This is a genomic window from Pseudomonas grandcourensis, from assembly GCF_039909015.1.
In the GTDB taxonomy this organism is placed as follows: Bacteria; Pseudomonadota; Gammaproteobacteria; order Pseudomonadales; family Pseudomonadaceae; genus Aquipseudomonas; species Aquipseudomonas grandcourensis.
Genome location: NZ_CP150919.1, coordinates 881,288 through 903,210, shown reverse-complemented (window position 1 = coordinate 903,210; position 21,923 = coordinate 881,288). Strand labels below are relative to the sequence as shown.

At 58.4% G+C, this 21,923-nt stretch carries 19 protein-coding genes and 2 tRNA genes; 2 read left to right on the top strand and 19 right to left on the bottom strand.

The window, feature by feature from the left end:
* Positions 1-20 precede the first annotated feature (20 nt).
* The 10 genes from nusA to rlmE form a co-directional block, all read right to left on the bottom strand.
* Complete coding sequence (gene nusA, locus AABM52_RS03885; protein WP_008057419.1) at positions 21-1,502, bottom strand: transcription termination factor NusA; 1,482 nt, start codon at positions 1,500-1,502, stop codon at positions 21-23.
* Between the two features lie 59 nt (positions 1,503-1,561).
* A complete protein-coding gene (gene rimP / locus AABM52_RS03880; protein ID WP_064387885.1) occupies positions 1,562-2,020 on the bottom strand; it encodes a ribosome maturation factor RimP in 459 nt (152 codons plus the stop codon).
* 138 nt (positions 2,021-2,158) lie between these two features.
* Positions 2,159-2,235 (bottom strand) — tRNA-Met (locus AABM52_RS03875).
* A gap of 97 nt (positions 2,236-2,332) precedes the next feature.
* A tRNA-Leu gene (locus AABM52_RS03870) sits at positions 2,333-2,418 on the bottom strand.
* 22 nt (positions 2,419-2,440) lie between these two features.
* Positions 2,441-2,824, bottom strand: a complete 384-nt coding sequence (gene secG, locus AABM52_RS03865; protein WP_017336473.1) for a preprotein translocase subunit SecG — start codon at positions 2,822-2,824, stop codon at positions 2,441-2,443.
* Between the two features lie 4 nt (positions 2,825-2,828).
* Complete coding sequence (gene tpiA / locus AABM52_RS03860; RefSeq protein ID WP_347910532.1) at positions 2,829-3,584, bottom strand: triose-phosphate isomerase; 756 nt, start codon at positions 3,582-3,584, stop codon at positions 2,829-2,831.
* Positions 3,585-3,650: 66 nt separating this feature from the next.
* Positions 3,651-4,988 carry a phosphoglucosamine mutase gene (gene glmM / locus AABM52_RS03855; protein WP_347910531.1) on the bottom strand — a complete coding sequence of 446 codons (1,338 nt, stop codon included), beginning with the start codon at positions 4,986-4,988 and terminating at the stop codon, positions 3,651-3,653.
* A 16-nt stretch (positions 4,989-5,004) separates the two neighbouring features.
* Entirely contained in the window at positions 5,005-5,856 is an 852-nt protein-coding gene (gene folP / locus AABM52_RS03850) for a dihydropteroate synthase (RefSeq protein ID WP_347910530.1), read from the bottom strand.
* 8 nt (positions 5,857-5,864) lie between these two features.
* Entirely contained in the window at positions 5,865-7,775 is a 1,911-nt protein-coding gene (ftsH, locus tag AABM52_RS03845; protein ID WP_347910528.1) for an ATP-dependent zinc metalloprotease FtsH, read from the bottom strand.
* A gap of 199 nt (positions 7,776-7,974) precedes the next feature.
* Positions 7,975-8,607 (bottom strand): 23S rRNA (uridine(2552)-2'-O)-methyltransferase RlmE, encoded by a 633-nt coding sequence (gene rlmE, locus AABM52_RS03840; RefSeq protein ID WP_347910526.1) that lies wholly within the window; start codon positions 8,605-8,607, stop codon positions 7,975-7,977.
* Between the two features lie 105 nt (positions 8,608-8,712).
* Between rlmE and AABM52_RS03835 the strand changes: the two genes are divergently transcribed.
* A complete protein-coding gene (locus AABM52_RS03835; RefSeq protein WP_347910524.1) occupies positions 8,713-9,021 on the top strand; it encodes a YhbY family RNA-binding protein in 309 nt (102 codons plus the stop codon).
* A 9-nt stretch (positions 9,022-9,030) separates the two neighbouring features.
* On the opposite strand, the gene AABM52_RS03830 is transcribed toward AABM52_RS03835, so the two are convergent.
* The 8 genes from AABM52_RS03830 to grpE all read right to left on the bottom strand — a co-directional run bounded on the left by AABM52_RS03830 (position 9,031) and on the right by grpE (position 19,491).
* The gene (locus AABM52_RS03830) at positions 9,031-9,435 is read right to left on the bottom strand and encodes an MFS transporter (RefSeq protein ID WP_347910522.1); all 405 of its coding nucleotides are present in this window, start codon (positions 9,433-9,435) and stop codon (positions 9,031-9,033) included.
* Between the two features lie 28 nt (positions 9,436-9,463).
* The gene (gene greA, locus AABM52_RS03825) at positions 9,464-9,940 is read right to left on the bottom strand and encodes a transcription elongation factor GreA (RefSeq protein ID WP_347910520.1); all 477 of its coding nucleotides are present in this window, start codon (positions 9,938-9,940) and stop codon (positions 9,464-9,466) included.
* Positions 9,937-13,158 carry a carbamoyl-phosphate synthase large subunit gene (gene carB / locus AABM52_RS03820; RefSeq protein ID WP_347910518.1) on the bottom strand — a complete coding sequence of 1,074 codons (3,222 nt, stop codon included), beginning with the start codon at positions 13,156-13,158 and terminating at the stop codon, positions 9,937-9,939. Before carB ends, greA begins: the two co-directional genes overlap by 4 nt.
* 117 nt (positions 13,159-13,275) lie before the next feature.
* The gene (carA, locus tag AABM52_RS03815; RefSeq protein WP_347910516.1) at positions 13,276-14,412 is read right to left on the bottom strand and encodes a glutamine-hydrolyzing carbamoyl-phosphate synthase small subunit; all 1,137 of its coding nucleotides are present in this window, start codon (positions 14,410-14,412) and stop codon (positions 13,276-13,278) included.
* Positions 14,413-14,671: 259 nt separating this feature from the next.
* Entirely contained in the window at positions 14,672-15,475 is an 804-nt protein-coding gene (gene dapB / locus AABM52_RS03810; RefSeq protein ID WP_057716481.1) for a 4-hydroxy-tetrahydrodipicolinate reductase, read from the bottom strand.
* 10 nt (positions 15,476-15,485) lie between these two features.
* Positions 15,486-16,610 (bottom strand): molecular chaperone DnaJ, encoded by a 1,125-nt coding sequence (dnaJ, locus tag AABM52_RS03805; RefSeq protein ID WP_347910515.1) that lies wholly within the window; start codon positions 16,608-16,610, stop codon positions 15,486-15,488.
* A gap of 295 nt (positions 16,611-16,905) precedes the next feature.
* Positions 16,906-18,822 (bottom strand): molecular chaperone DnaK, encoded by a 1,917-nt coding sequence (gene dnaK / locus AABM52_RS03800; RefSeq protein ID WP_347910514.1) that lies wholly within the window; start codon positions 18,820-18,822, stop codon positions 16,906-16,908.
* 102 nt (positions 18,823-18,924) lie between these two features.
* Complete coding sequence (gene grpE / locus AABM52_RS03795; RefSeq protein WP_347910512.1) at positions 18,925-19,491, bottom strand: nucleotide exchange factor GrpE; 567 nt, start codon at positions 19,489-19,491, stop codon at positions 18,925-18,927.
* Between the two features lie 240 nt (positions 19,492-19,731).
* Here grpE and recN point away from each other — a divergent pair, with 240 nt between their 5' ends.
* A complete protein-coding gene (recN, locus tag AABM52_RS03790) occupies positions 19,732-21,405 on the top strand; it encodes a DNA repair protein RecN (protein WP_347910510.1) in 1,674 nt (557 codons plus the stop codon).
* Between the two features lie 79 nt (positions 21,406-21,484).
* On the opposite strand, the gene fur is transcribed toward recN, so the two are convergent.
* Complete coding sequence (fur, locus tag AABM52_RS03785) at positions 21,485-21,889, bottom strand: ferric iron uptake transcriptional regulator (RefSeq protein WP_003197684.1); 405 nt, start codon at positions 21,887-21,889, stop codon at positions 21,485-21,487.
* Positions 21,890-21,923 lie beyond the last annotated feature (34 nt).

Here is a 21,923-nt window from a genome sequence, read left to right as displayed (position 1 = left end):
TCTCCTCAGGCCGCGCCTAATTACTCGAACCAGTGGGCTCGGGCGGCCATGATCAACTTGCCGGCACGATCATCGTCAATGCCGTCGATGTCGAGCAGGTCGTCAATAGACTGCTCGGCCAGGTCTTCGCGGGTAATTACGCCGCGCACCGCCAGTTCCATCGCCAAATCCTTGTCCATACCCTCAAGCGAGAGCAGGTCTTCGGCCGGATGGGCGTCTGCCAGCTTTTCCTCAGTAGCGATGGCTTTGGTCAACAAGCGATCCTTGGCACGAGCGCGAAGCTCGTTGACGGTATCTTCGTCAAAGCCGTCGATGTTGAGCATTTCTTCCAACGGTACGTAGGCAATCTCTTCCAGGCTGGTAAAGCCTTCATCTACCAGCACCTGCGCCAGATCTTCGTCGACTTCCAGCTCGTCGATGAAGTTGCGCAGGATGTCGCCGGTTTCTGCTTGCTGTTTAGCCTGGATGTCCGATTCGGTCATCACATTCAGGGTCCAGCCAGTCAACTGGCTAGCCAGACGCACGTTCTGACCACCGCGACCGATGGCCTGAGCCAGATTGTCTGCGCCAACGGCGATGTCCATTGCGTGGGCATCTTCGTCAACGATAATTGCCGCAACCTCGGCCGGGGACATGGCGTTGATCACGAACTGAGCCGGGTTGTCGTCCCAAAGAACGATGTCAACACGCTCACCGCCCAACTCACCCGACACTGCCTGGACGCGCGAACCGCGCATACCGATGCAAGCGCCCTGCGGGTCGATGCGTTTGTCCTTGGAGCGAACGGCGATCTTGGCGCGCGAACCCGGATCACGGGACGCAGCCATTACTTCGATCAGGCCTTCGGCAATTTCCGGCACTTCGATGCGGAACAACTCGATCAGCATTTCCGGCGCGGTGCGCGACAGGATCAACTGCGGGCCGCGGTTCTCGGTGCGGATTTCCTTGAGCAGCGCACGCAGACGCACGCCAACCCGGAAAGTTTCGCGAGAAATGATGTCTTCACGGGCCAGCAACGCTTCAGCGTTGTTGCCCAGATCAACGATCACGTTGTCGCGGGTGACTTTTTTCACGGTGCCGGAGATGATTTCACCCAGGCGCTCGCGGTAAGCGTCAACAACCTGAGCGCGCTCGGCTTCGCGAACTTTCTGCACAATGACTTGCTTGGCAGTTTGTGCGGCAATGCGGCCGAACTCGATGGACTCGATCTTCTCTTCTACGACGTCACCGACCTTGGCGCCAGGATGCGTTTCGGCAACCTTGCTCGGCCAGGTTTCGATGGCCGGATCGTCCAGGTCTGCTTCTTCGACGACCGTCCAGCGACGGAATGTCTCGTATGCACCCGTGTGGCGGTTGATTTCCACACGCAGATCAACTTCGTCTTCGAAACGCTTTTTGGTAGCAGTGGCCAGGGCCAGCTCCAGCGCTTCAAAAATCACGTTTGCCGGTACGCCCTTTTCATTGGATACCGACTCAACAACCAGCAGTACTTCTTTGCTCATCGTACGCCTCGCCTTTCGCAAGCCATTGGATCCGCGGGATCCGCAGTATCTGGCACGCCTCAGTCAAAACTGGGAATAATGTTGGCCTTGTCGATCATATCGATCGGCAACAGGAACTCATGGTCTTCTACCTGCACCACGACATCCTGCTCTTCTACGCCGCGCAGAAGGCCCTGAAAGTTGCGTCGTCCTTCAAAAGGCGAGCGCAGCTTGATCTTCACTTGTTCACCGGCAAATTTTGCAAACTGCTCAAGAGTGAACAGAGGGCGTTCCATGCCAGGCGAGGAAACTTCAAGGGTGTACTCAACGGTGATTGGATCTTCAACATCCAGCACACCGCTGATCTGACGGCTGACGATGGCGCAATCGTCCACCAGCACGCCGCCTTCTTTATCGATATAAACGCGCAACATCGAGTGACGACCCTGAGCCGAAAACTCGATACCCCAGCATTCATAGCCTAGGGCCACGACCACCGGGGCCAGCAAGGCCTGCAACTCTTCTAGCTTGCTCGACACCTGAACCCCCTAGTGCATGTATGTGCATGCTATGCAAAATAAAAAAATGGGCGAAACGCCCATCCTTGAAACGCCGTCGAACAGCGGCGTTGAAAGTGTCCAGCTAACAAAAAGCCCCTTAAAAGGGGCTCCTTAAACTGGTTGCGGGGGCCGGATTTGAACCGACGACCTTCGGGTTATGAGCCCGACGAGCTACCAGACTGCTCCACCCCGCGACAAAGCTGGGGCGGAAGTATACGACCGATCCCCTACAGGGTCAATGTAACCTTCCACCTGCAAGAAAGCCCGCAACAGCGGGCTCTCCTGACTAATTGGTACCGAGAAGGGGACTCGAACCCCTACACCCTATGGGCACAACCACCTCAAGGTTGCGTGTCTACCAATTCCACCACCTCGGCAATACTACGTTTGAAACCCTTCTTACTTCTGCTCTTGAGCTGGAGGTACGTCAGTCGCTGGAGTAGCCGACTTTTGCTCTTGAAGCACCGGGACATCATCAGAAGCCGGTTGTTGCTTTGGAACTTCCAGTACCGCTGGGTTTGGGAGACCTACCTGAGTCAGCTGGTGAGCCTTCTCTTTAGCAAAGTAACCTAACCCCAAGCTGGTTATGAAAAAACCTGCGGCAAGTATAGCAGTAAACTTACTAAGAAAGGTAGAGGAACCTTGGCTTCCGAACACAGTATTTGAAGCACCTGCTCCGAAAGACGCGCCAGCATCCGCACCTTTACCCTGCTGCAGCAAAACCAGAGCCACTACGCCCAATGCACCCAGCAGATGAAAAACGACTACGACTGTTTCCAGCATTTTTTCAGTTTCCCGCGGCGCGACAGATCGCACCGAACTCATCTGCATTCAGGGAAGCCCCACCAATGAGACCCCCATCGATATCCGGCATGCCGAACAGTTCGACCGCATTGGCCGCCTTCACGCTGCCGCCGTATAGAAGCCGCACACCTTGTGCGACTTCAGAATTCTCTGCCGCCAACTGGGCGCGAATGGCTGCGTGCACATCCTGCGCTTGTTGCGGCGTTGCAGTCAGCCCGGTGCCAATGGCCCAGACCGGCTCGTAAGCGATCACCGCCCTGGCAAAGGCACCGACACCCAGCTCCTCAATGATACTGCCCAGCTGACGCGAGACAACCTCAAGAGTCTTTCCGGCTTCACGCTGCTCCAGGGTTTCCCCTATGCACAACACCGGAATCAAGCCACATGCCTGTGCCGCTGCAAACTTGCGGATCAGCACTGCGTCCTGCTCGCCCATGATCTGGCGGCGTTCGGAGTGCCCGACAAGCACCAGGGAACAACCTGCATCCACCAACTGACTCGTTGCAACTTCACCGGTCAACGCACCTTGTCCGGATTCCACCGCAGAGTTCTGCGCGCCGACCGAAATCGACTTTCCTTCCAGGCCATCAATCACTTGATTGATATGCAGGAAAGGCGGGAATACCGCGACATCAACACTGCTCGGCAAGGCCAAGTCACGAAGGCCGTTGATCAGCTCAGCGACGCTGGCGCGGGTACCGTGCATCTTCCAGTTACCAGCTACCATAGGGCGACGCATGCTGTACCTCGTCGGTCAAAGTGGGCGCAGATGTTACCCAACACAATCATGGCTGGCAAGCCGAATTCAGGCAGAAACTTCAGTAACCAGTTTTGCCAGCTCTTCGGCATAGCCGCGAACCTGCGTTTCGTCTTCGCCTTCGACCATCACGCGCACCAGTGGTTCGGTTCCGGACTTGCGCAACAGCACACGCCCGCGACCTGCCATGGCCTTGGTCACACGCTCGCTGGCTTCCTTGACCGACGGGTGTTCGAGAGGGCTTGCGCCGCCACCGAAACGCACATTGATCAGCACCTGAGGGCACTTGCGCAGCGTCTGTCGGGATTGCGCCAGACCTTCGTCACGCCTGCGCAGCGCCATCAACACCTGCAGCGCCGCAATGATCGCATCACCCGTGGTGGTGTGACTGAAGCACACGATGTGCCCGGAGTTTTCACCCCCCACGATCCAGTTGCGCTCCAGCAGCTCGGCAATGACATAGCGGTCACCGACGTTGGCACGCACAAATGGAATACCCAGGTCCGCCAGGGCCAGTTCCAGCCCCAGGTTACTCATCAGGGTTCCGACCACGCCGCCCTGCAGCTTGTCGCGCTCATGCAGATCGCGGGCAATGATGAACAGCAATTCATCACCATCCACCACCGCACCGGTGTGATCGACCATCTGAACGCGATCACCGTCACCATCGAAGGCAATACCCAGATCGGCCTTCTCAGCCACGACGGCAGCCTGCAGCGGCCCCATATGGGTCGAGCCGCAATTGTCGTTGATGTTCAATCCATTCGGCTGCGCCGACAGCACCACGACTTCAGCGCCCAACTCGCGAAACACGCTCGGCGCCACTTTGTAAACCGCACCGTGTGCGCAGTCGATCACGATCTTCAGGCCCGAGAAGCTGGTACCGGTCGGCACGCTGCTCTTGCAGAATTCGATATAGCGTCCCGACGCGTCGTTGATTCGCGACACCTTGCCGATCTTGCTCGACTCCACCACAGTCATTGGCGTATCGAGCAACTCTTCGATCATCAGTTCGACTTCATCCGGGAGCTTGGTGCCCTTGCCGGAGAAGAACTTGATGCCATTGTCATCATGCGGATTGTGCGACGCACTGATGACGATGCCAGCCTCGGCATGGAAAGTGCGCGTCAGATAGGCGATAGCCGGAGTCGGCATCGGCCCCAGCAGCATCACATCGGCACCTGCCGATGTCAGCCCTGCCTCAAGCGCCGACTCAAACATGTAGCCGGAGATTCGGGTGTCCTTGCCGACCAGCACCTTGCAGGCGCCCATCTTGCGGAAAGCCATGCCAGCAGCCCAGCCGAGCTTGAGCATGAAATCAGGAGTAATCGGGTATTGACCCACCCGACCGCGAATACCGTCGGTACCAAAATATTTCCTAGTCATAAATGCTCCATGATTCTTATTCGGCTGAATCCACTGCGGCGATCATTCTCACCACATCAACTGTTTCGGCCACGTCATGGACGCGCAAAATACGCGCCCCCTTCTGCACAGCCAGCGCCGCGAGAGCAAGACCGCCATACAGGCGCTCTCCGACCGGCCGACTCAAGGCCTGACCTATCATGCTCTTGCGCGAAACGCCGACCAGCAGTGGCCGCCCAAAGGCATGCAGGGCTTCCATATGTTTGAACAAGCTTAGATTGTGCTGCAATGTTTTAGCGAAGCCAAAGCCGGGGTCAAGAATGACCCGCTCAGCCGGAATGCCAGCTAAAGAACACTGATGCAGGCGCTCAGCGAGAAACTCGCCGACTTCCCTTGTGACATCCTGATACTGCGGATTGTCCTGCATATCGCCCGGCTCGCCCAGCATATGCATCAGGCAGACCGGCAGCCCGGTGGCCGCCGCCGCATCCAGGGCACCATCACGACGCAACGAACGCACGTCATTGATCAACCCGGCACCCAGGCGCGCGGTTTCTCGCATGACGGCAGGCGTTGAGGTGTCGACCGATATGATCACATCCAGCTCGCGACTGATGCGCTCGACGATGGGAGCTACGCGCTCCAGCTCTTCGAGTGGCGATACGACCCTGGCACCGGGGCGGGTGGACTCTCCACCGACGTCGATCAGCGTAGCACCGGCCACCACCATGGCTTCGGCGTGGCGCATGGCCGCGTCGAGCTGGCTGTATTGGCCACCATCGGAGAAAGAATCAGGGGTGACATTGAGAATACCCATGACATGCGTCTGGGCCAAATCAAGAACCCGGTTGCCGCAAGGCAACCGGGTCGAGGACTGAACAGAAGTCATTTCAAACCTTATACGTCAGCAGCAGGACCACCGATCGGTGTTTCCGGACGCTCATCCTGCACTACCGGCGGAGTACCGGAAGTACCCGTGCCACCCGACCAGTCGCGCGGCTCGCGAGGCGGACGACCCGCCATGATGTCGTCGATCTGCTCGGCATCGATCGTTTCGTACTTCATCAAGGCATCGGCCATTGCATCGAGCTTGTCACGGTTGTCCGTGAGAATCTGCTTCGCCGTGCCATAGCACTGATCGATGATGCTGCGCACTTCGGAGTCGATCAGCTTGGCTGTCTCACCAGAGAAGCTTGCACTCTGACCGCCGCCACCGCGACCGAGGAACACTTCACCCTCTTCTTCGGCGTACATCAACGGACCGAGTTTTTCCGAAAGACCCCACTTGGTCACCATGTTCCGCGCAATCTGGCTGGCGCGCATGATGTCGTTGGAGGCACCGGTGGTCACGCCATCGAAGCCCAGGGTCATTTCTTCAGCGATACGACCGCCGTACAGCGAGCAGATCTGGCTGATCAACGCACGCTTGGACAGGCTGTAACGATCTTCTTCCGGCAGGAACATGGTCACACCCAGCGCACGACCGCGCGGGATGATCGACACCTTGTACACCGGATCATGCTCAGGCACGACACGACCCACGATGGCGTGGCCCGCTTCGTGATAAGCCGTGTTCTGCTTTTCTTTCTCGGACATGACCATGGACTTGCGCTCGGCGCCCATCATGATCTTGTCTTTCGCCAGTTCGAATTCCTTCATCTCGACGATGCGCTTGCCGGCACGGGCAGCGAACAACGATGCCTCGTTCACCAGGTTGGCCAGGTCAGCACCGGAGAAGCCAGGAGTACCACGAGCGATCACGGCCGGAGCAACGTCGTCGCCCATTGGCACTTTGCGCATGTGAACCTTGAGAATCTGTTCGCGACCACGGATGTCCGGCAGACCGACCACAACCTGGCGGTCGAAACGGCCCGGACGCAGCAACGCAGGGTCCAGTACATCAGGACGGTTGGTCGCAGCAATCACGATGATGCCGTCATTCATTTCGAAGCCGTCCATCTCAACCAGCAACTGGTTGAGCGTCTGCTCGCGTTCGTCGTGACCGCCACCCATGCCGGCGCCACGATGGCGACCGACCGCATCGATTTCGTCGATGAAGATGATGCATGGAGCGTGCTTCTTGGCCTGCTCGAACATGTCGCGAACACGGCTGGCACCGACACCGACGAACATTTCGACGAAATCGGAACCGGAAATAGTGAAGAACGGCACTTTGGCTTCGCCGGCGATGGCCTTGGCGAGCAAGGTTTTACCGGTACCCGGAGGACCGACCATCAGCACACCGCGAGGAATGCGGCCACCCAGGCGCTGGAACTTGCCCGGATCGCGCAGGAACTCGACCAGCTCACCGACTTCTTCCTTGGCTTCGTCGCAACCGGCAACGTCAGCCAGGGTCGTTTTCACCTGATCTTCCGAGAGCAGGCGCGCCTTGCTTTTACCGAAGCTCATCGGCCCGCCCTTGCCACCGGCACCGCCCTGCATCTGCCGCATGAAGAACATGAACACGGCGATGATCACGAGGATAGGGAAGCTGGCGACCAGAAGCTGAGTCCAGATGGATTGCTGTTCAGGCTGCTTGCCTTCGACCACGACGTGGTTATCCACCAGGTCGCCGATCAGGCCGTTGTCCTGGATCGCCGGGCGAATGGTCTTGAAGCTGTCGCCATCGTTGCGCTTGCCGGTAATCACGTAGCCATCAACCGCCACGCGCTCGACCTTGCCATCCTTGACCTGCTGGATGAAGTCGGAATAGTTGAGGGTCTGCGGCTCGTTAGGGCTGGAGAAGTTGTTCATCACCGTCACCAGGACAGCCGCGATGATCAACCACAGGATCAGATTCTTTGCCATATCGTTCAATTAACTACCCTCTGAAGCAAGCTCCGCTACTGGCGCGCGCTTCGCATGATATTCACCGGCCTAACTTACTACATTACCTACAACTTGGCAGGCGCCGTCTGTAACCCTTTGTGAAACACTTCCTACACAATATTCGCTAATTCTGACAAGGCGTAATACAAAAATTCTATCACCCTGATCGAAAATTCACTCAATCCTCACTGCGCCCGCGGAAACCGCGGCCCAGCAGATACTGCTCGCGAGAACGGTCGCGCGACGAGTTCGGCTTGCGCATCTGCACCTTCTCGAACTGCTGGCGAACGCTTTTGTGAAATTCGTCGAAGCCTTCACCCTGGAAGATCTTGATCAAAAAATCACCACCGGGCTTGAGCACCCGCGTCGAAAGATCCAGTGCCAACTCGCACAGGAACATCGCTCGCGGCATGTCCACGGCCGGTAATCCACTCATATTGGGGGCCATGTCGGAAATCACAAGGTCTACTTCTTTATTTCCGACGGCGTCGAGGATCTGAGCCAGCACGGCGTCCTCGGTAAAGTCGCCTTGAATGAAGGTCACGTCCGGAATGCTGTCCATTTCCAGAATGTCAGAAGCGATCAGCGTGCCCTGCCCGCCAATCAGACGACTGGTCACCTGGGACCACCCACCGGGGGCCGCACCAAGGTCGATCACGCTCATGCCCGGGCGGATCAAACGGTCCTTTTCCTGGATCTCCAGCAGTTTGTAGCTGGCGCGGGAACGGTACCCGTCTTTTTGTGCCATTTTGACGAATGGGTCGTTGAAATGCTCTTGCAGCCACTTAAGGCTTGTCTTGGAACGGGCCACGGGCCACCTCGAAAATAAAACGGGTCGTGATTAACTGGGCGGTCCCGGACTCGCTCGGGTAAACTGGCCGCCGCTTTTTACAAGATCAGACGCAGGGGTCAGATTATGCCGCTCACTCAAGAGCAGAAGAAACAGTACAAATCCATTGGCCACCATCTGAAACCGGTTTTGATTGTGGCAGACAATGGTTTGACTGAAGGTGTGTTAGCCGAACTCGAACGCGCGTTGGCGGATCACGAGCTGATCAAGATCAAGCTCAACATCCTCGATCGCGAATCGCGCCTGACGTCCATTGCAGAGATCTGCAAGGTCGGCAAAGCGGATCTGGTTCAGGTCATCGGCAAGATGGCACTGATCTACCGCAAGAACTTCAGCGTCAACAAGCAGCTGTCGAACGTCCATCGCTTCAAGTGATGGCAAGGGTCAAGGGTGTGCTTCGCGCACCCTGCCACTCCATCCCGGCACCGGCTGCAACACCAGCACCAGCCCGGAAAACCCCAGAACAAGATAGCTGAACGCCTGCCAACGCAGCGCATCCGGCCAGCCGAAACGCACCGCGAAGTACATCGCGCACGCACACAGCGCCATCGACAGCAGTTGCCCGCGAATATCTCGCCATAGACTGACAAGGCCCTCGGTCTTGACCAGCACCAAAGCCTGAAAAATCACACACGCCGTAGCGAATCCCACTACCAGCGCATTGAGCATGCCTGCGATTTCGTCGATCAGCAGCGGCGCCAGGCCAATTCGCCCCAGCACCGGCAACAGACCGATTTGCAACAACCACAAGCCGCCGACCCACAACATCTGGGTCAGCTGCCAAAGCATGGCGCCCGCACGAAGCGGGCGCCGACCTTCAGATGTGACGAACTTCGACAATCTCGTACTCGATAACGCCGCCAGGCGTTTTCACGGCGACCACATCACCCTCTTCCTTGGCAATCAAGGCGCGAGCCAGTGGCGAGCCGACCGAAATCTTGCCGAGTTTGAAGTCAGCCTCGTCCTCACCCACGATGTGGTAAGTGACGCGCTCATCAGTCTCGACGTTGGCGATTTCAACGGTAGTGCCGAAAATCACTTTGCCGGTGTGAGGAATGGTCGTGACATCAATGACGACCTGATTCTGAATCCGGCCTTCGATGTCACGGATCCGCGCCTCGACCATACCCTGCTGCTCGCGAGCAGCGTGGTATTCGGCGTTTTCCTTCAAGTCACCCAACTCGCGGGCCGTACCGATGTCCTGGCTGAGCTTCGGACGAACGACCTTGGTAAGGTGAGTGTGCTCCTCTTCCAGGGCTTTGGCGCCCTGGACGGTCATTGGGTATTTGATCATGCCTTCAATCCTGCGTGTAGATCCTGCAAGCGGCGTACGGTCTTCTCGGGACCGAACTTCAGCGCTTCACAGATGGCTTCGCCAGCAGCAATGGTGGTGGTGCAGTAAATCTTGTGCTGCAAGGCATTACGACGAATGGAGTACGAATCAGCGATCGACTGACGCCCTTCGGTGGTGTTGATGATCAGGGTGACTTCGTCATTCTTGATCATGTCGACCACGTGCGGACGACCCTCGGTCACCTTGTTCACACGGCGCACTTTCAGGCCTGCAGCCTCGATCAGCTTGGCAGTACCGGCAGTGGCGACCACTTCGAAGCCCAAGTTGATCAGATCACGGGCCACGCCCGCAACCAGTGGCTTGTCGTCGTCACGTACGCTGATGAACGCAGTACCGCCGGTCGGCAGCACTTCGCTGGCACCCATCTGGGCCTTGGCGAACGCTTCACCGAAGGTGTCGCCCACGCCCATCACTTCACCGGTGGACTTCATCTCCGGGCCGAGGATCGGGTCAACGCCAGGGAATTTGGCGAACGGGAACACCGCCTCTTTCACGCTGTAGAAGTTCGGAATGATTTCTTTGGTGAAACCGATTTCTTTCAGGGTTTTACCAGCCATCACACGAGCTGCGATCATGGCCAGGGAAACACCGATGCACTTGGACACGAACGGTACGGTACGCGAAGCGCGCGGGTTGACTTCGATGACGTAGATGTCTTCGCCTTGCAGCGCCAACTGAACGTTCATCAGGCCGACAACGCCCAGCTCCAGGGCCATTTTCTTGACCTGTTCACGCATCTCGTCCTGGATGTGAGCAGGCAGCGAGTACGGCGGCAGGGAGCACGCGGAGTCACCGGAGTGAACGCCGGCCTGCTCAATGTGCTGCATGATCGCGCCGATCACTACGTCGGTGCCGTCGCAAACCGCATCCACGTCCATTTCGATGGCGCAGTTGAGGAAGTGGTCGAGCAGCACAGGGCTGTCGTTCGACACTTTCACCGCATCACGCAGGTAGCGCTTGAGCTCTTCTTCTTCGTAGACGATTTCCATCGCGCGGCCGCCCAGTACATAGGACGGACGAACCACCAGCGGGTAACCGATCTTGGTGGCGGCACGAATCGCTTCGTCTTCGCTGCGCACGGTGGCGTTTGGCGGCTGACGCAGGTTCAGGCGCTCAACCATTTGCTGGAAGCGCTCACGGTCTTCGGCGCGGTCAATGGCGTCAGGGCTGGTACCGATGATCGGTACGCCGGCTTCTTCCAGGGCACGCGCCAGTTTCAGCGGGGTTTGGCCGCCGTACTGGACGATCACGCCTTTCGGCTTCTCGACGCGAACGATTTCCAGCACGTCTTCCAGGGTAACCGGCTCGAAGTACAGACGATCGGAAGTGTCGTAGTCGGTGGAAACGGTTTCCGGGTTGCAGTTGACCATGATGGTCTCGTAACCGTCTTCGCGCAAGGCCAGTGCCGCGTGTACGCAGCAGTAGTCGAACTCGATACCCTGGCCGATACGGTTTGGACCACCGCCGAGGATCATGATCTTGTCGCGGCCCGACGGAGCGGCTTCGCACTCTTCCTCGTAAGTCGAGTACATGTAGGCGGTGTCGGTGGCGAACTCGGCCGCGCAAGTGTCAACGCGCTTGTAGACCGGGTAGATTTCCAGCTTGTGACGGTGACGACGCAGGGCCTTCTCGGTCACGCCCAGCAGCTTGGCCAGACGCATATCAGAGAAGCCTTTGCGCTTGAGACGGAACATCAAGTCGCGATCGATGCTTGTCAGACCCAGGGTCTTGACCTTCTCTTCTTCCTTGATCAGATCTTCGATCTGCACCAGGAACCACGGATCGATCATGTTCATGCCGAAGATGTCTTCGACCGACAGGCCGGCACGGAAGGCGTCAGCCACGTACCAGATACGCTCGGCGCCCGGCACGGTGAGTTCGCGCTTGAGCACGCTCATGCTTTCCGGGTTGCTCAGGTCGAGTTTCTCGTCCAGGCCACAAACGCCTACTTCCAGACCGCGCAGGGCTTTCTGCAGGGATTCCTGGAAAGTCCGGCCGATGGCCATGACTTCACCGACCGACTTCATTTGAGTGGTCAGGCGGGCGTCGGCTTTCGGGAATTTTTCGAAGGCAAAACGTGGCAGCTTGGTCACGACGTAGTCGATGGACGGCTCGAAGGACGCAGGAGTAGCGCCGCCGGTGATTTCATTCGACAGTTCGTCGAGGGTGTAGCCGATCGCCAGCTTGGCAGCGATACGCGCAATCGGGAAACCAGTGGCTTTCGAGGCCAGTGCCGAAGAGCGGGATACACGCGGGTTCATCTCGATCACGACCATCCGGCCAGTGTCGGGGCAGATGCCAAACTGAACGTTGGAGCCGCCGGTTTCCACGCCGATCTCACGCAGTACCGCCAACGAGGCGTTACGCATGATCTGGTATTCCTTGTCCGTCAGGGTTTGTGCCGGCGCAACAGTGATCGAGTCACCGGTGTGCACGCCCATCGGGTCAAAGTTTTCAATGGAGCAGACGATGATGCAGTTGTCCTTCTTATCGCGGACAACCTCCATCTCGTATTCCTTCCAGCCGATCAGGGATTCGTCGATCAGCAGCTCTTTGGTCGGCGACAGGTCCAGACCACGGGCGCAGATTTCTTCGAACTCTTCACGGTTGTAAGCGATACCGCCACCGGTGCCGCCCATGGTGAAGGACGGACGAATGATGCACGGGAAGCCCAGGCGCTCGAGAACGGCGTTGGCCTCTTCCATGCTGTGGGCGATACCTGAACGCGGGCAGTCCAGGCCGATGGATTTCATCGCCTTGTCGAAACGCGAACGGTCTTCAGCCTTGTCGATAGTGTCGGCGTTGGCGCCGATCATCTCTACGCCAAACTTCTCCAGAACGCCTTCGCGCTCCAGGTCCAATGCGCAGTTCAGAGCGGTCTGGCCACCCATGGTTGGCAACAGCGCGTCCGGACGCTCTTTTTCGATGATCTTGGCAACGGTCTGCCACTTGATCGGCTCGATGTAAGTCGCGTCGGCCATGTCCGGGTCGGTCATGATGGTCGCCGGGTTGGAGTTCACCAGGATGACGCGGTAACCCTCTTCGCGCAGGGCTTTACAGGCCTGGGCGCCAGAGTAGTCGAATTCGCAGGCCTGGCCGATCACGATCGGGCCAGCGCCGAGAATCAGGATGCTTTTAATGTCTGTACGTTTTGGCATGGGTTTGTCACTCAAATCCGCAGGTCAGTCGGCAAGCCGTCTTGTTCAATCTCTGAAGCCTTGAGGGGGCCGCCGGTACGGGGCCACCCTCAAGCTTTGCTACATCAGGGCGAGCGATCAGCGTCGCTTGGCCATCTCGTTGATGAAGCGATCAAACAATGGCGCTACGTCGTTCGGGCCAGGGCTGGCTTCCGGGTGACCCTGGAAGCTGAAGGCGCTCTTGTCGGTACGCTCGATACCTTGCAGGGTGCCGTCGAACAGCGATTTGTGGATCGCGCGGACGTTGGCTGGCAGGGTCGCTTCGTCTACCGCAAAACCGTGGTTTTGGCTGGTGATCATCACCACACCGCTGTCCAGGTCCTGGACCGGGTGGTTGGCACCGTGGTGGCCGTGACCCATTTTCAGGGTCTTGGCGCCAGAGGCCAGGGCCAGCAGTTGGTGACCGAGGCAGATACCGAAGACCGGAATCTCGGTTTCCAGCACATCCTTGATCGCCTGAATCGCGTAGTCGCACGGCTCAGGGTCACCAGGACCGTTGGACAGGAACACGCCGTCCGGCTTCATCGCCAGAACGTCTGCGGCTGGAGTTTGTGCTGGCACCACGGTTACGCGGCAACCACGCTCGACCAGCATGCGCAGGATGTTCACCTTGACGCCGTAGTCGTAGGCGACTACGTGGTACGGCAGCTCGGAGGCTTCGATGGTCGCGTGGCTGTCGGTTTTCAGATCCCAGACCGTCGAGCGCCACTCGTATTGCTCTTTGGTGCTGACGACTTTGGCCAGATCCATGCCCTTGAGGCCAGGGAAACCCTGTGCAGCAGCGATGGCGGCAGCTTCGGAAATGTTGTCACCAGCCATGATGCAGCCGTTCTGTGCGCCTTTCTCACGCAGGATGCGCGTCAGGCGGCGGGTGTCGATACCGGCGATTGCCACAACGTTGTTGGCTTTCAGGTAATCGGACAGGGACATCGTGTTACGCCAGTTGCTCGCAACCAGTGGCAGGTCACGGATGACCAGGCCAGCGGACCAGACGCGGTCGGACTCGGCGTCTTCCGGCGTGGTGCCGGTGTTGCCGATGTGCGGATAGGTCAGGGTAACGATCTGTTGGGCGTAGGAAGGATCGGTAAGGATTTCCTGATAGCCGGTCATTGCGGTGTTGAACACCACCTCACCAACGGTTTGACCGTCGGCTCCAATGGCTTCGCCGCGAAAAATGCTGCCATCAGCAAGGGCGAGTATGGCTGGCTTAGTCAAGAAGACCTCCCGTAAATAAAGCCTGAAAGGGCGATCGCAGGTTGTAAAAAAGCGGAGTGACGTATGGACACGTCACCCCGCTTGTTCACTGAATTAATCTGCGCGCTTTTAGTGGACACACTAAAGCTGTAGCTTACAGAAAAAGGCCTTTTTGGTCTACCGCCAATGAGCCTTAAAGGCTGGAGAATGCGACAGGACGTCGCTTGGCGGAACAAAACCGGGCTCAAACGCTGTGCGCGAGCCCGATTTCGGGTGCATCTTAACGCAGATCGAGCACGTCTTGCATGTCGTAAAGGCCAGGCTCGCGCCCATCCAGCCACAACGCAGCACGTACCGCGCCCTTGGCGAACGTCATGCGGCTGGACGCCTTGTGAGTGATCTCGACACGCTCGCCGTCGGCGGCGAACAGCACGGTGTGATCACCGACGATGTCGCCGGCACGTACAGTGGCGAAACCTATGGTCTCGCGATCACGAGCGCCGGTCTGCCCCTCACGACCATACACCGCCACTTTCTTCAGATCGCGACCCAACGCATCGGCAATCACCTCGCCCATGCGCACGGCAGTGCCGGACGGCGCATCGACTTTATGCCGATGGTGAGCTTCGGTGATTTCGATATCGACATCGTCGCCCAATACGCGAGCGGCCGTGTCGAGCAACTTCAGGCACAGGTTGACCCCGACACTGAAGTTGGCCGCGAAGACAATCGGAATGTCCTTGCCCGCTTCCGCCAGCAACTGCTTTTCCTCAACGCTGAAACCCGTGGTACCGATGATCATGGCCTTGCCGTGTTTACGGCAGAAAGCCAGGTTCTTCAGGGTCACCGTCGGGTGCGTGAAGTCGATCAGCACGTCGAACTCGTCGACCACCCGATCCAGATCGCCGGACAGAGGCACGCCGATACGACCCAGCGCAGCCAGCTCACCGGCATCCGCGCCGACCAACGTGCTGTCGGGACGATCCACCGCCGCCGTCAGACCGGCGCCCGGAGTTTGCTGCACGGCTTCAATCAGGGTCTTGCCCATGCGCCCGGCGGCGCCCATCACTGCAATACGTCGCATGCCTGTCTCCTTACAAATCGCCGAAGAAGCGCTTCACGCCTTCGAACCAACCGGTGGTTTTTGGCGAATGGCTGTTGTCATCCGCCAGCGAACTACGGAATTCCTCGAGCATTTCACGCTGGCGACGGCTCAGGTTGACCGGAGTCTCGACCGCCACGCGGCACATCAAGTCACCAGCACCACCGCCACGCACAGGCGCAACGCCCTTGCCACGCACACGGAACTGCTTGCCGGTCTGAGTCCCTTCAGGGATCTTCAGCTTGACCCGACCATCAAGGGTCGGAATCTCCAGCTCGCCACCCAGCGCCGCATCGACGAAGCTGATCGGCACTTCGCAGAACAGATGCTTGCCGTCGCGCTGGAAAATCGAGTGCTCGCGCACGTTGATCACCACGTACAGGTCGCCCGTCGGGCCACCGTGAGCGCCCGCCTCGCCTTCGCCGGACAGACGAATGCGGTCACCGGTATCGACACCGGCCGGCACCTTCACCGACAGGGTCTTGTACTCTTCGACACGACCTTCGCCGTGGCAGGAATCGCACGGATCGGAAATGATCTTGCCCTGGCCATGGCAGCGCGGGCAGGTTTGCTGCACCGAGAAGAAACCTTGCTGCATGCGCACCTGGCCGATACCGCCGCACGTCGGGCAGGTCACCGGCGCAGAACCTTTCTTGGCCCCGGAGCCGTCGCAAGGCTTGCAGTTGACCAGCGTCGGAACGCGGATATTCACCGTCGTACCGCGCACCGCCTCTTCGAGATCCAGTTCCAGGGTGTAGCGCAAGTCACTGCCGCGCTGAGCGCCGCCACGGGAACCGCCGCGACCGCCACCGAAGAAGTCACTGAAGACATCGCCAAAGATGTCGGAGAAGTTCTGGCCACCGAAACCGGCACCGCCGCCACCCATGCTCGGGTCGACACCGGCATGGCCGTACTGGTCGTATGCCGCGCGCTTGCCGGAATCGGACAACACTTCGTAGGCCTCGTTGGCCTCCTTGAACATATCTTCCGACGCCTTGTCATCGGGATTACGGTCCGGGTGGTGCTTCATCGCCAGGCGACGGTAAGCCTTCTTCAGGTCCGCTTCGCTTGAGCCACGCTCAACACCCAACACTTCGTAATAGTCACGCTTTGCCATAAGTCTTTGCACTCTTGAGGACGTCCGACAAAACCCTCCTGAGTTTGCCGAACTCGTTGAGCCCCAATACAGGCCCGGACCCAACTCACGTCAATTCAACGATCCTGGTCTTTGATTCTTGCGGTACTTGGGGCACGAAAAGCAGGAGCATTTCCGGCCATACCACCAACATCCGAACGTTGTCGCATGCTGTAAAAATTCACGTATTCCAGATACGCCAACGCGGGAGCAAGCTCCCGCGCGGCGACATCCTACCAGTCACCGCCTAAAGGCAGTCAACCGGCCGACCAACAACTTACTTGTGGTCTTTGACTTCTTCGAACTCGGCGTCGACAACGTCGTCAGCCTTTTCCGCCTTGTCGTCGTGCGGTGCAGCGCCTTCAGCAGGCTGAGCCTGTTCGGCGTACATCTTCTGCGCCACTGGAGCGGAGACTTTCGACAGTTCTTCAACCTTGGCGTCGATAACAGCCTTGTCGTCGCCTTTTACGGCGGCTTCCAGGGCAACCACGGCCGCTTCGATTGCAGTCTTCTCTTCAGCAGTCACTTTATCGCCGGCATCGGCAACCATTTTGCGCGTCGAGTGAACCAGTGCATCACCCTGGTTGCGGGCAGCGGCCAGCTCTTCGAACTTGCGGTCTTCCTCGGCGTTCGCCTCGGCATCACGCACCATGCGCTCGATTTCTTCGTCGGACAGACCGGAGTTGGCCTTGATCACGATCGACTGAGTCTTGCCGGTGGCCTTGTCTTTGGCACCTACGTGCAGAATGCCGTTGGCGTCGATGTCGAAGGTCACTTCGATTTGCGGCACGCCACGTGGCGCTGGTGGAATCTCGGCCAGGTCGAACTTGCCCAGGGACTTGTTCTGTGCGGCTTGTTTACGCTCGCCTTGCAGCACGTGGATGGTCACGGCGCCCTGGTTGTCGTCGGCAGTCGAGAACACTTGCGATTTCTTGGTAGGAATCGTGGTGTTTTTCTCGATCAGCGCGGTCATCACGCCACCCATGGTTTCGATACCCAGGGTCAGCGGGCTGACGTCGAGCAGCAGAACGTCTTTCACGTCACCGGCCAGTACCGCGCCCTGGATGGCAGCACCCATGGCAACCGCTTCGTCCGGGTTGACGTCTTTACGAGCTTCTTTACCGAAGAACTCGGTTACCAGCTTCTGAACCAGTGGCATACGGGTCTGACCGCCTACCAGGATCACGTCGTTGATAGCGCCAACGTCGATACCGGAGTCTTTCAGAGCGATGCGGCAAGGTTCGATGGTGCGCTGAACCAGGTCTTCCACCAGCGCTTCGAGCTTGGCGCGGGAGATCTTCACGTTCAAGTGCTTAGGACCGGTGGCGTCTGCAGTGATGTACGGCAGGTTCACGTCGGTCGACTGAGTGGAAGACAGCTCGATCTTGGCTTTTTCAGCGGCTTCTTTCAGGCGCTGCATGGCCAGCGGATCACCCTTGAGGTTCATGCCGCTTTCTTTCTTGAACTCGTCGACGAGGTAGTCGATCAGACGAATGTCAAAGTCTTCACCACCCAGGAACGTGTCACCGTTGGTGGCCAGTACTTCGAACTGGTGCTCGCCATCGACTTCAGCGATCTCGATCACGGAAACGTCGAAAGTACCACCGCCCAGGTCGTAAACGATCACGGTGTGATCGCCCTTGGCCTTGTCCATGCCGTAAGCCAGAGCGGCTGCGGTTGGTTCGTTGATGATACGTTTTACGTCCAGGCCAGCGATGCGGCCGGCGTCTTTGGTCGCCTGACGCTGGCTGTCGTTGAAGTAGGCCGGAACGGTGATCACCGCTTCAGTCACGGTCTCGCCGAGGTAGTCTTCGGCGGTCTTCTTCATTTTCTTCAGGATTTCAGCCGAGATTTGTGGTGGTGCCATTTTCTGGCCGTTCACTTCAACCCAGGCGTCGCTGTTGTCAGCCTTGACGATCTTGTAAGGGACCATCTGAATGTCTTTCTGCACGACTTCTTCGTCGAAACGACGACCGATCAAACGCTTCACCGCATAGAGGGTGTTGTGCGGATTGGTCACAGCCTGACGCTTGGCCGACTGGCCAACCAGAATTTCGCCATCGTTGGCGTAAGCGATGATCGACGGCGTGGTACGCGCGCCTTCAGCGTTTTCAATAACTTTTGCCTTGCCGTTTTCCAGCACGGAGACGCAGGAGTTGGTAGTCCCCAGGTCGATACCGATAATTTTGCCCATGTTCACTCTCCCGAAACTTTGGATTTGGTTGCCGCAGCAGTGGTGGCTAACTGCGGTAGCACTTAAACGCTTGACTTATAAATGGGGGCCTTGCGGCGGATTTCAAGCCTGCTCGTCAATCGAAGGCGAAACCGGCGCAGGCGCCTTGCTGACCACGACCATCGCCGGGCGCAGCAGTCGACCATTGAGCTGATAGCCCTTCTGGAACACTTTCAGAACGCTGTTCGGCTCGACATCGGCGCTTTCCTGCATGGCCATTGCCTGATGCTGAACGGCGTTGAACGGTTCGCCATGCGGATCGATCGCTTCAAGCTGATAACGCTTGAGAGTGTCGTGGAACATTTTCAGGGTCAGCTCGATGCCTTCGCGCATCGGACGGATGCTTTCGTCGTCCGGGCTGGACAGTTCCAGGCCGCGCTCCAGGCTGTCGACGATCGGAAGCAGGTCGCTGGCGAACTTTTCCAGCGCGAACTTGTGAGCCTTTTCCACATCCTGCTCGGCGCGACGGCGGACGTTCTGCAGATCGGCGGCTACACGCAAAGCCTGATCCTGAGCGCCTGCCAGTTGCTCTTCGAGCACTTGTACACGAGCCGCCAGGTCATCACCCGAAGCCTCGGGCGCCTGGTTGGCGTCTGGGTTTTGCGTATCCACTGTCTGTTCGTCAGCCATAGATTTCTCCTTTCAATTTCGTCCGCGAGCTCAACTCGCGCTTCTGCCCAGCTATATGGGGCCGCAAAATCCGGCTTCAAGGGGGCTCAACGATTAACCCTACAAAAAACAACTGCTTTGTCATTCCCGGTCGCGATAAGACTTTCGTCGGACCGAGCGAATCGAGCTAACGAGAGGCATTGTCAGCCAGAAACAAAACACTGTATAAATAACCATACCTAACACCTGGGAGCGGCCCATATGCTGGTGCACCTGTCCGTACACAACTACGCCATCGTTGAACATCTCGATCTCGAACTCGATCGCGGGATGAGCGTGATCACCGGGGAAACCGGCGCGGGCAAGTCGATCATGCTCGACGCGCTGGGCCTTACCCTGGGCGATCGCGCCGACAGCGGCGTGGTCCGCCCCGGCGCCGACAAGGCCGACATCCTGGCCACCTTCGATCTGGTCGACATTCCGGAAGCCAGCGCGTGGCTGGCCGAGCGCGACCTCGAAAACGACGGCCCGTGCATCCTGCGTCGGGTCATCACCTCCGAAGGACGTTCGCGCGGCTACATCAACGGCACGCCCTGCCCGCTTGGCGACCTCAAGGCGCTGGGCGAGCTGCTGATCGACATTCACAGCCAGCACGAACACCAATCCCTGCTCAAGACCGACACCCACCGTCGCCTGCTCGATGAATATGCCGGCGCGACCGATCTGGCCCGCCAGGTTCAGCTCGCCGCCCAACGCTGGCGCCAGACCCGCCAGGAACTGGAGCGACTCTCCAACTCCGGCGACGAGCAACGCGCCCGCCACCAGTTGCTCAGCTATCAACTCGAAGAGCTGGAAAACCTTGGCCTTGGCGACAACGAACTGGAGCAGCTTGAGCAGGAACACAAGAACCTGACCAACGCCGAGACCTTGCTCGGCATCTGCCGGCAAGTCGTCGAGCAATGCAGTGAAAGTGATTCCGGAAATGTACTGAACGCCCTCACCGCCAGCCTCAATCGCCTGTCGAGCGTGAACAGCTCGATCGGTGCGCTGGGCGAAGCCAGCAGCCTGTTGACCAGTGCACAGATCCAGGTTGAAGAGGCCGTCGGTGAACTGAACCGCTTCCTCGACAACTTCGACGCCGATCCGTCGCGCCTTCAATACCTCGAAGAGCGCCTCGACGCGATCTACACCCTGGCGCGCAAACACCGCATCCAGCCGACCGAAGTCGCCGAGATGCAGCAGAAACTGCTGGATGAAATCGAAACCCTCAACGCCAACGACGAATCCATCGAGCGGCTGAGCGATGAGCTGTCTTCATACGCTCGCCATTATCAGGAAAAGGCTCGGGAACTGAGCGATCTGCGCCATCAAGCCTCGAACAGCCTGGCCAGCGCCGTGGAACAGGAAATTCAGCGCCTGGGCATGCCTGGCGGGCGCTTCACCATTGAACTGCGCCCAAATAGCAGCGACGAACTGCTGCCTAACGGACTTGAACAGGTTGAACTACTGGTCAGTGCCAACCCGGGCCAACCATTGAAAGCCTTGGCAAAAGTCGCATCCGGAGGCGAGCTGTCGCGGATCAGCCTGGCGATCCAGGTGATCACCGCACAGACCTCCCGTGTGCCGACCCTGGTGTTCGACGAAGTCGATGTCGGCATTGGCGGCCCGACCGCGGAAATCGTCGGCCAGTTGCTGCGCAGGCTCGGCGAGCGCGGGCAGGTACTGACCGTGACCCACTTGCCGCAAGTGGCGGCGCAAGGTCATCAACATCTATTTGTGCATAAAGTGCGCGGCGAAGATGCCACCCGCACGGCCGTTTCCAAATTGAGCAAAAACGATCGCGTCGAAGAAGTCGCACGGATGCTGGGGGGCATCGATCTCACCAAGGAATCCCTGGCACATGCCAAAAAAATGGTGGTGGCCGCAAAAGCTTGAATAAATAAAGGCAGAAAGCACGAAGGCGACCCTGGGGCCGCCTTCGTTCGTTTCGCGAACTGACGTTCGCGCGACATGCTTACTTTTTCTTGCGCACGTACAGCACCAGATTGTGATCAACCATCTCGAAGCCATACTTGTCGACGATTGCTTTCTGAAGCCGCTCGATTTCTTCGTCGAAGAATTCGATCACTTCGCTGGTTTCGACGTTGACCATATGGTCGTGATGCTTTCCGTCGTCCAGTTCGAAGACCGCATGGCCTCCGTCGAAGTTGTGCCGCACCACAAGGCCAGCTGCCTCGAACTGAGTCAGAACACGGTAAACCGTGGCCAGACCGACGTCCTCACCAGCCTCCATAAGGGCCTTGTAGACATCCTCGGCACTCATGTGGCGCTGCTCGGCGGAATCGAGCATTTGCAGAATTTTGACCCGTGGCAGGGTCACTTTGAGGCCGGCTTTGCGTAGTTCGCTATTTTCAACCATGGTCAGCTTTCTCGCGATGCTGCTTCGCAGCTTC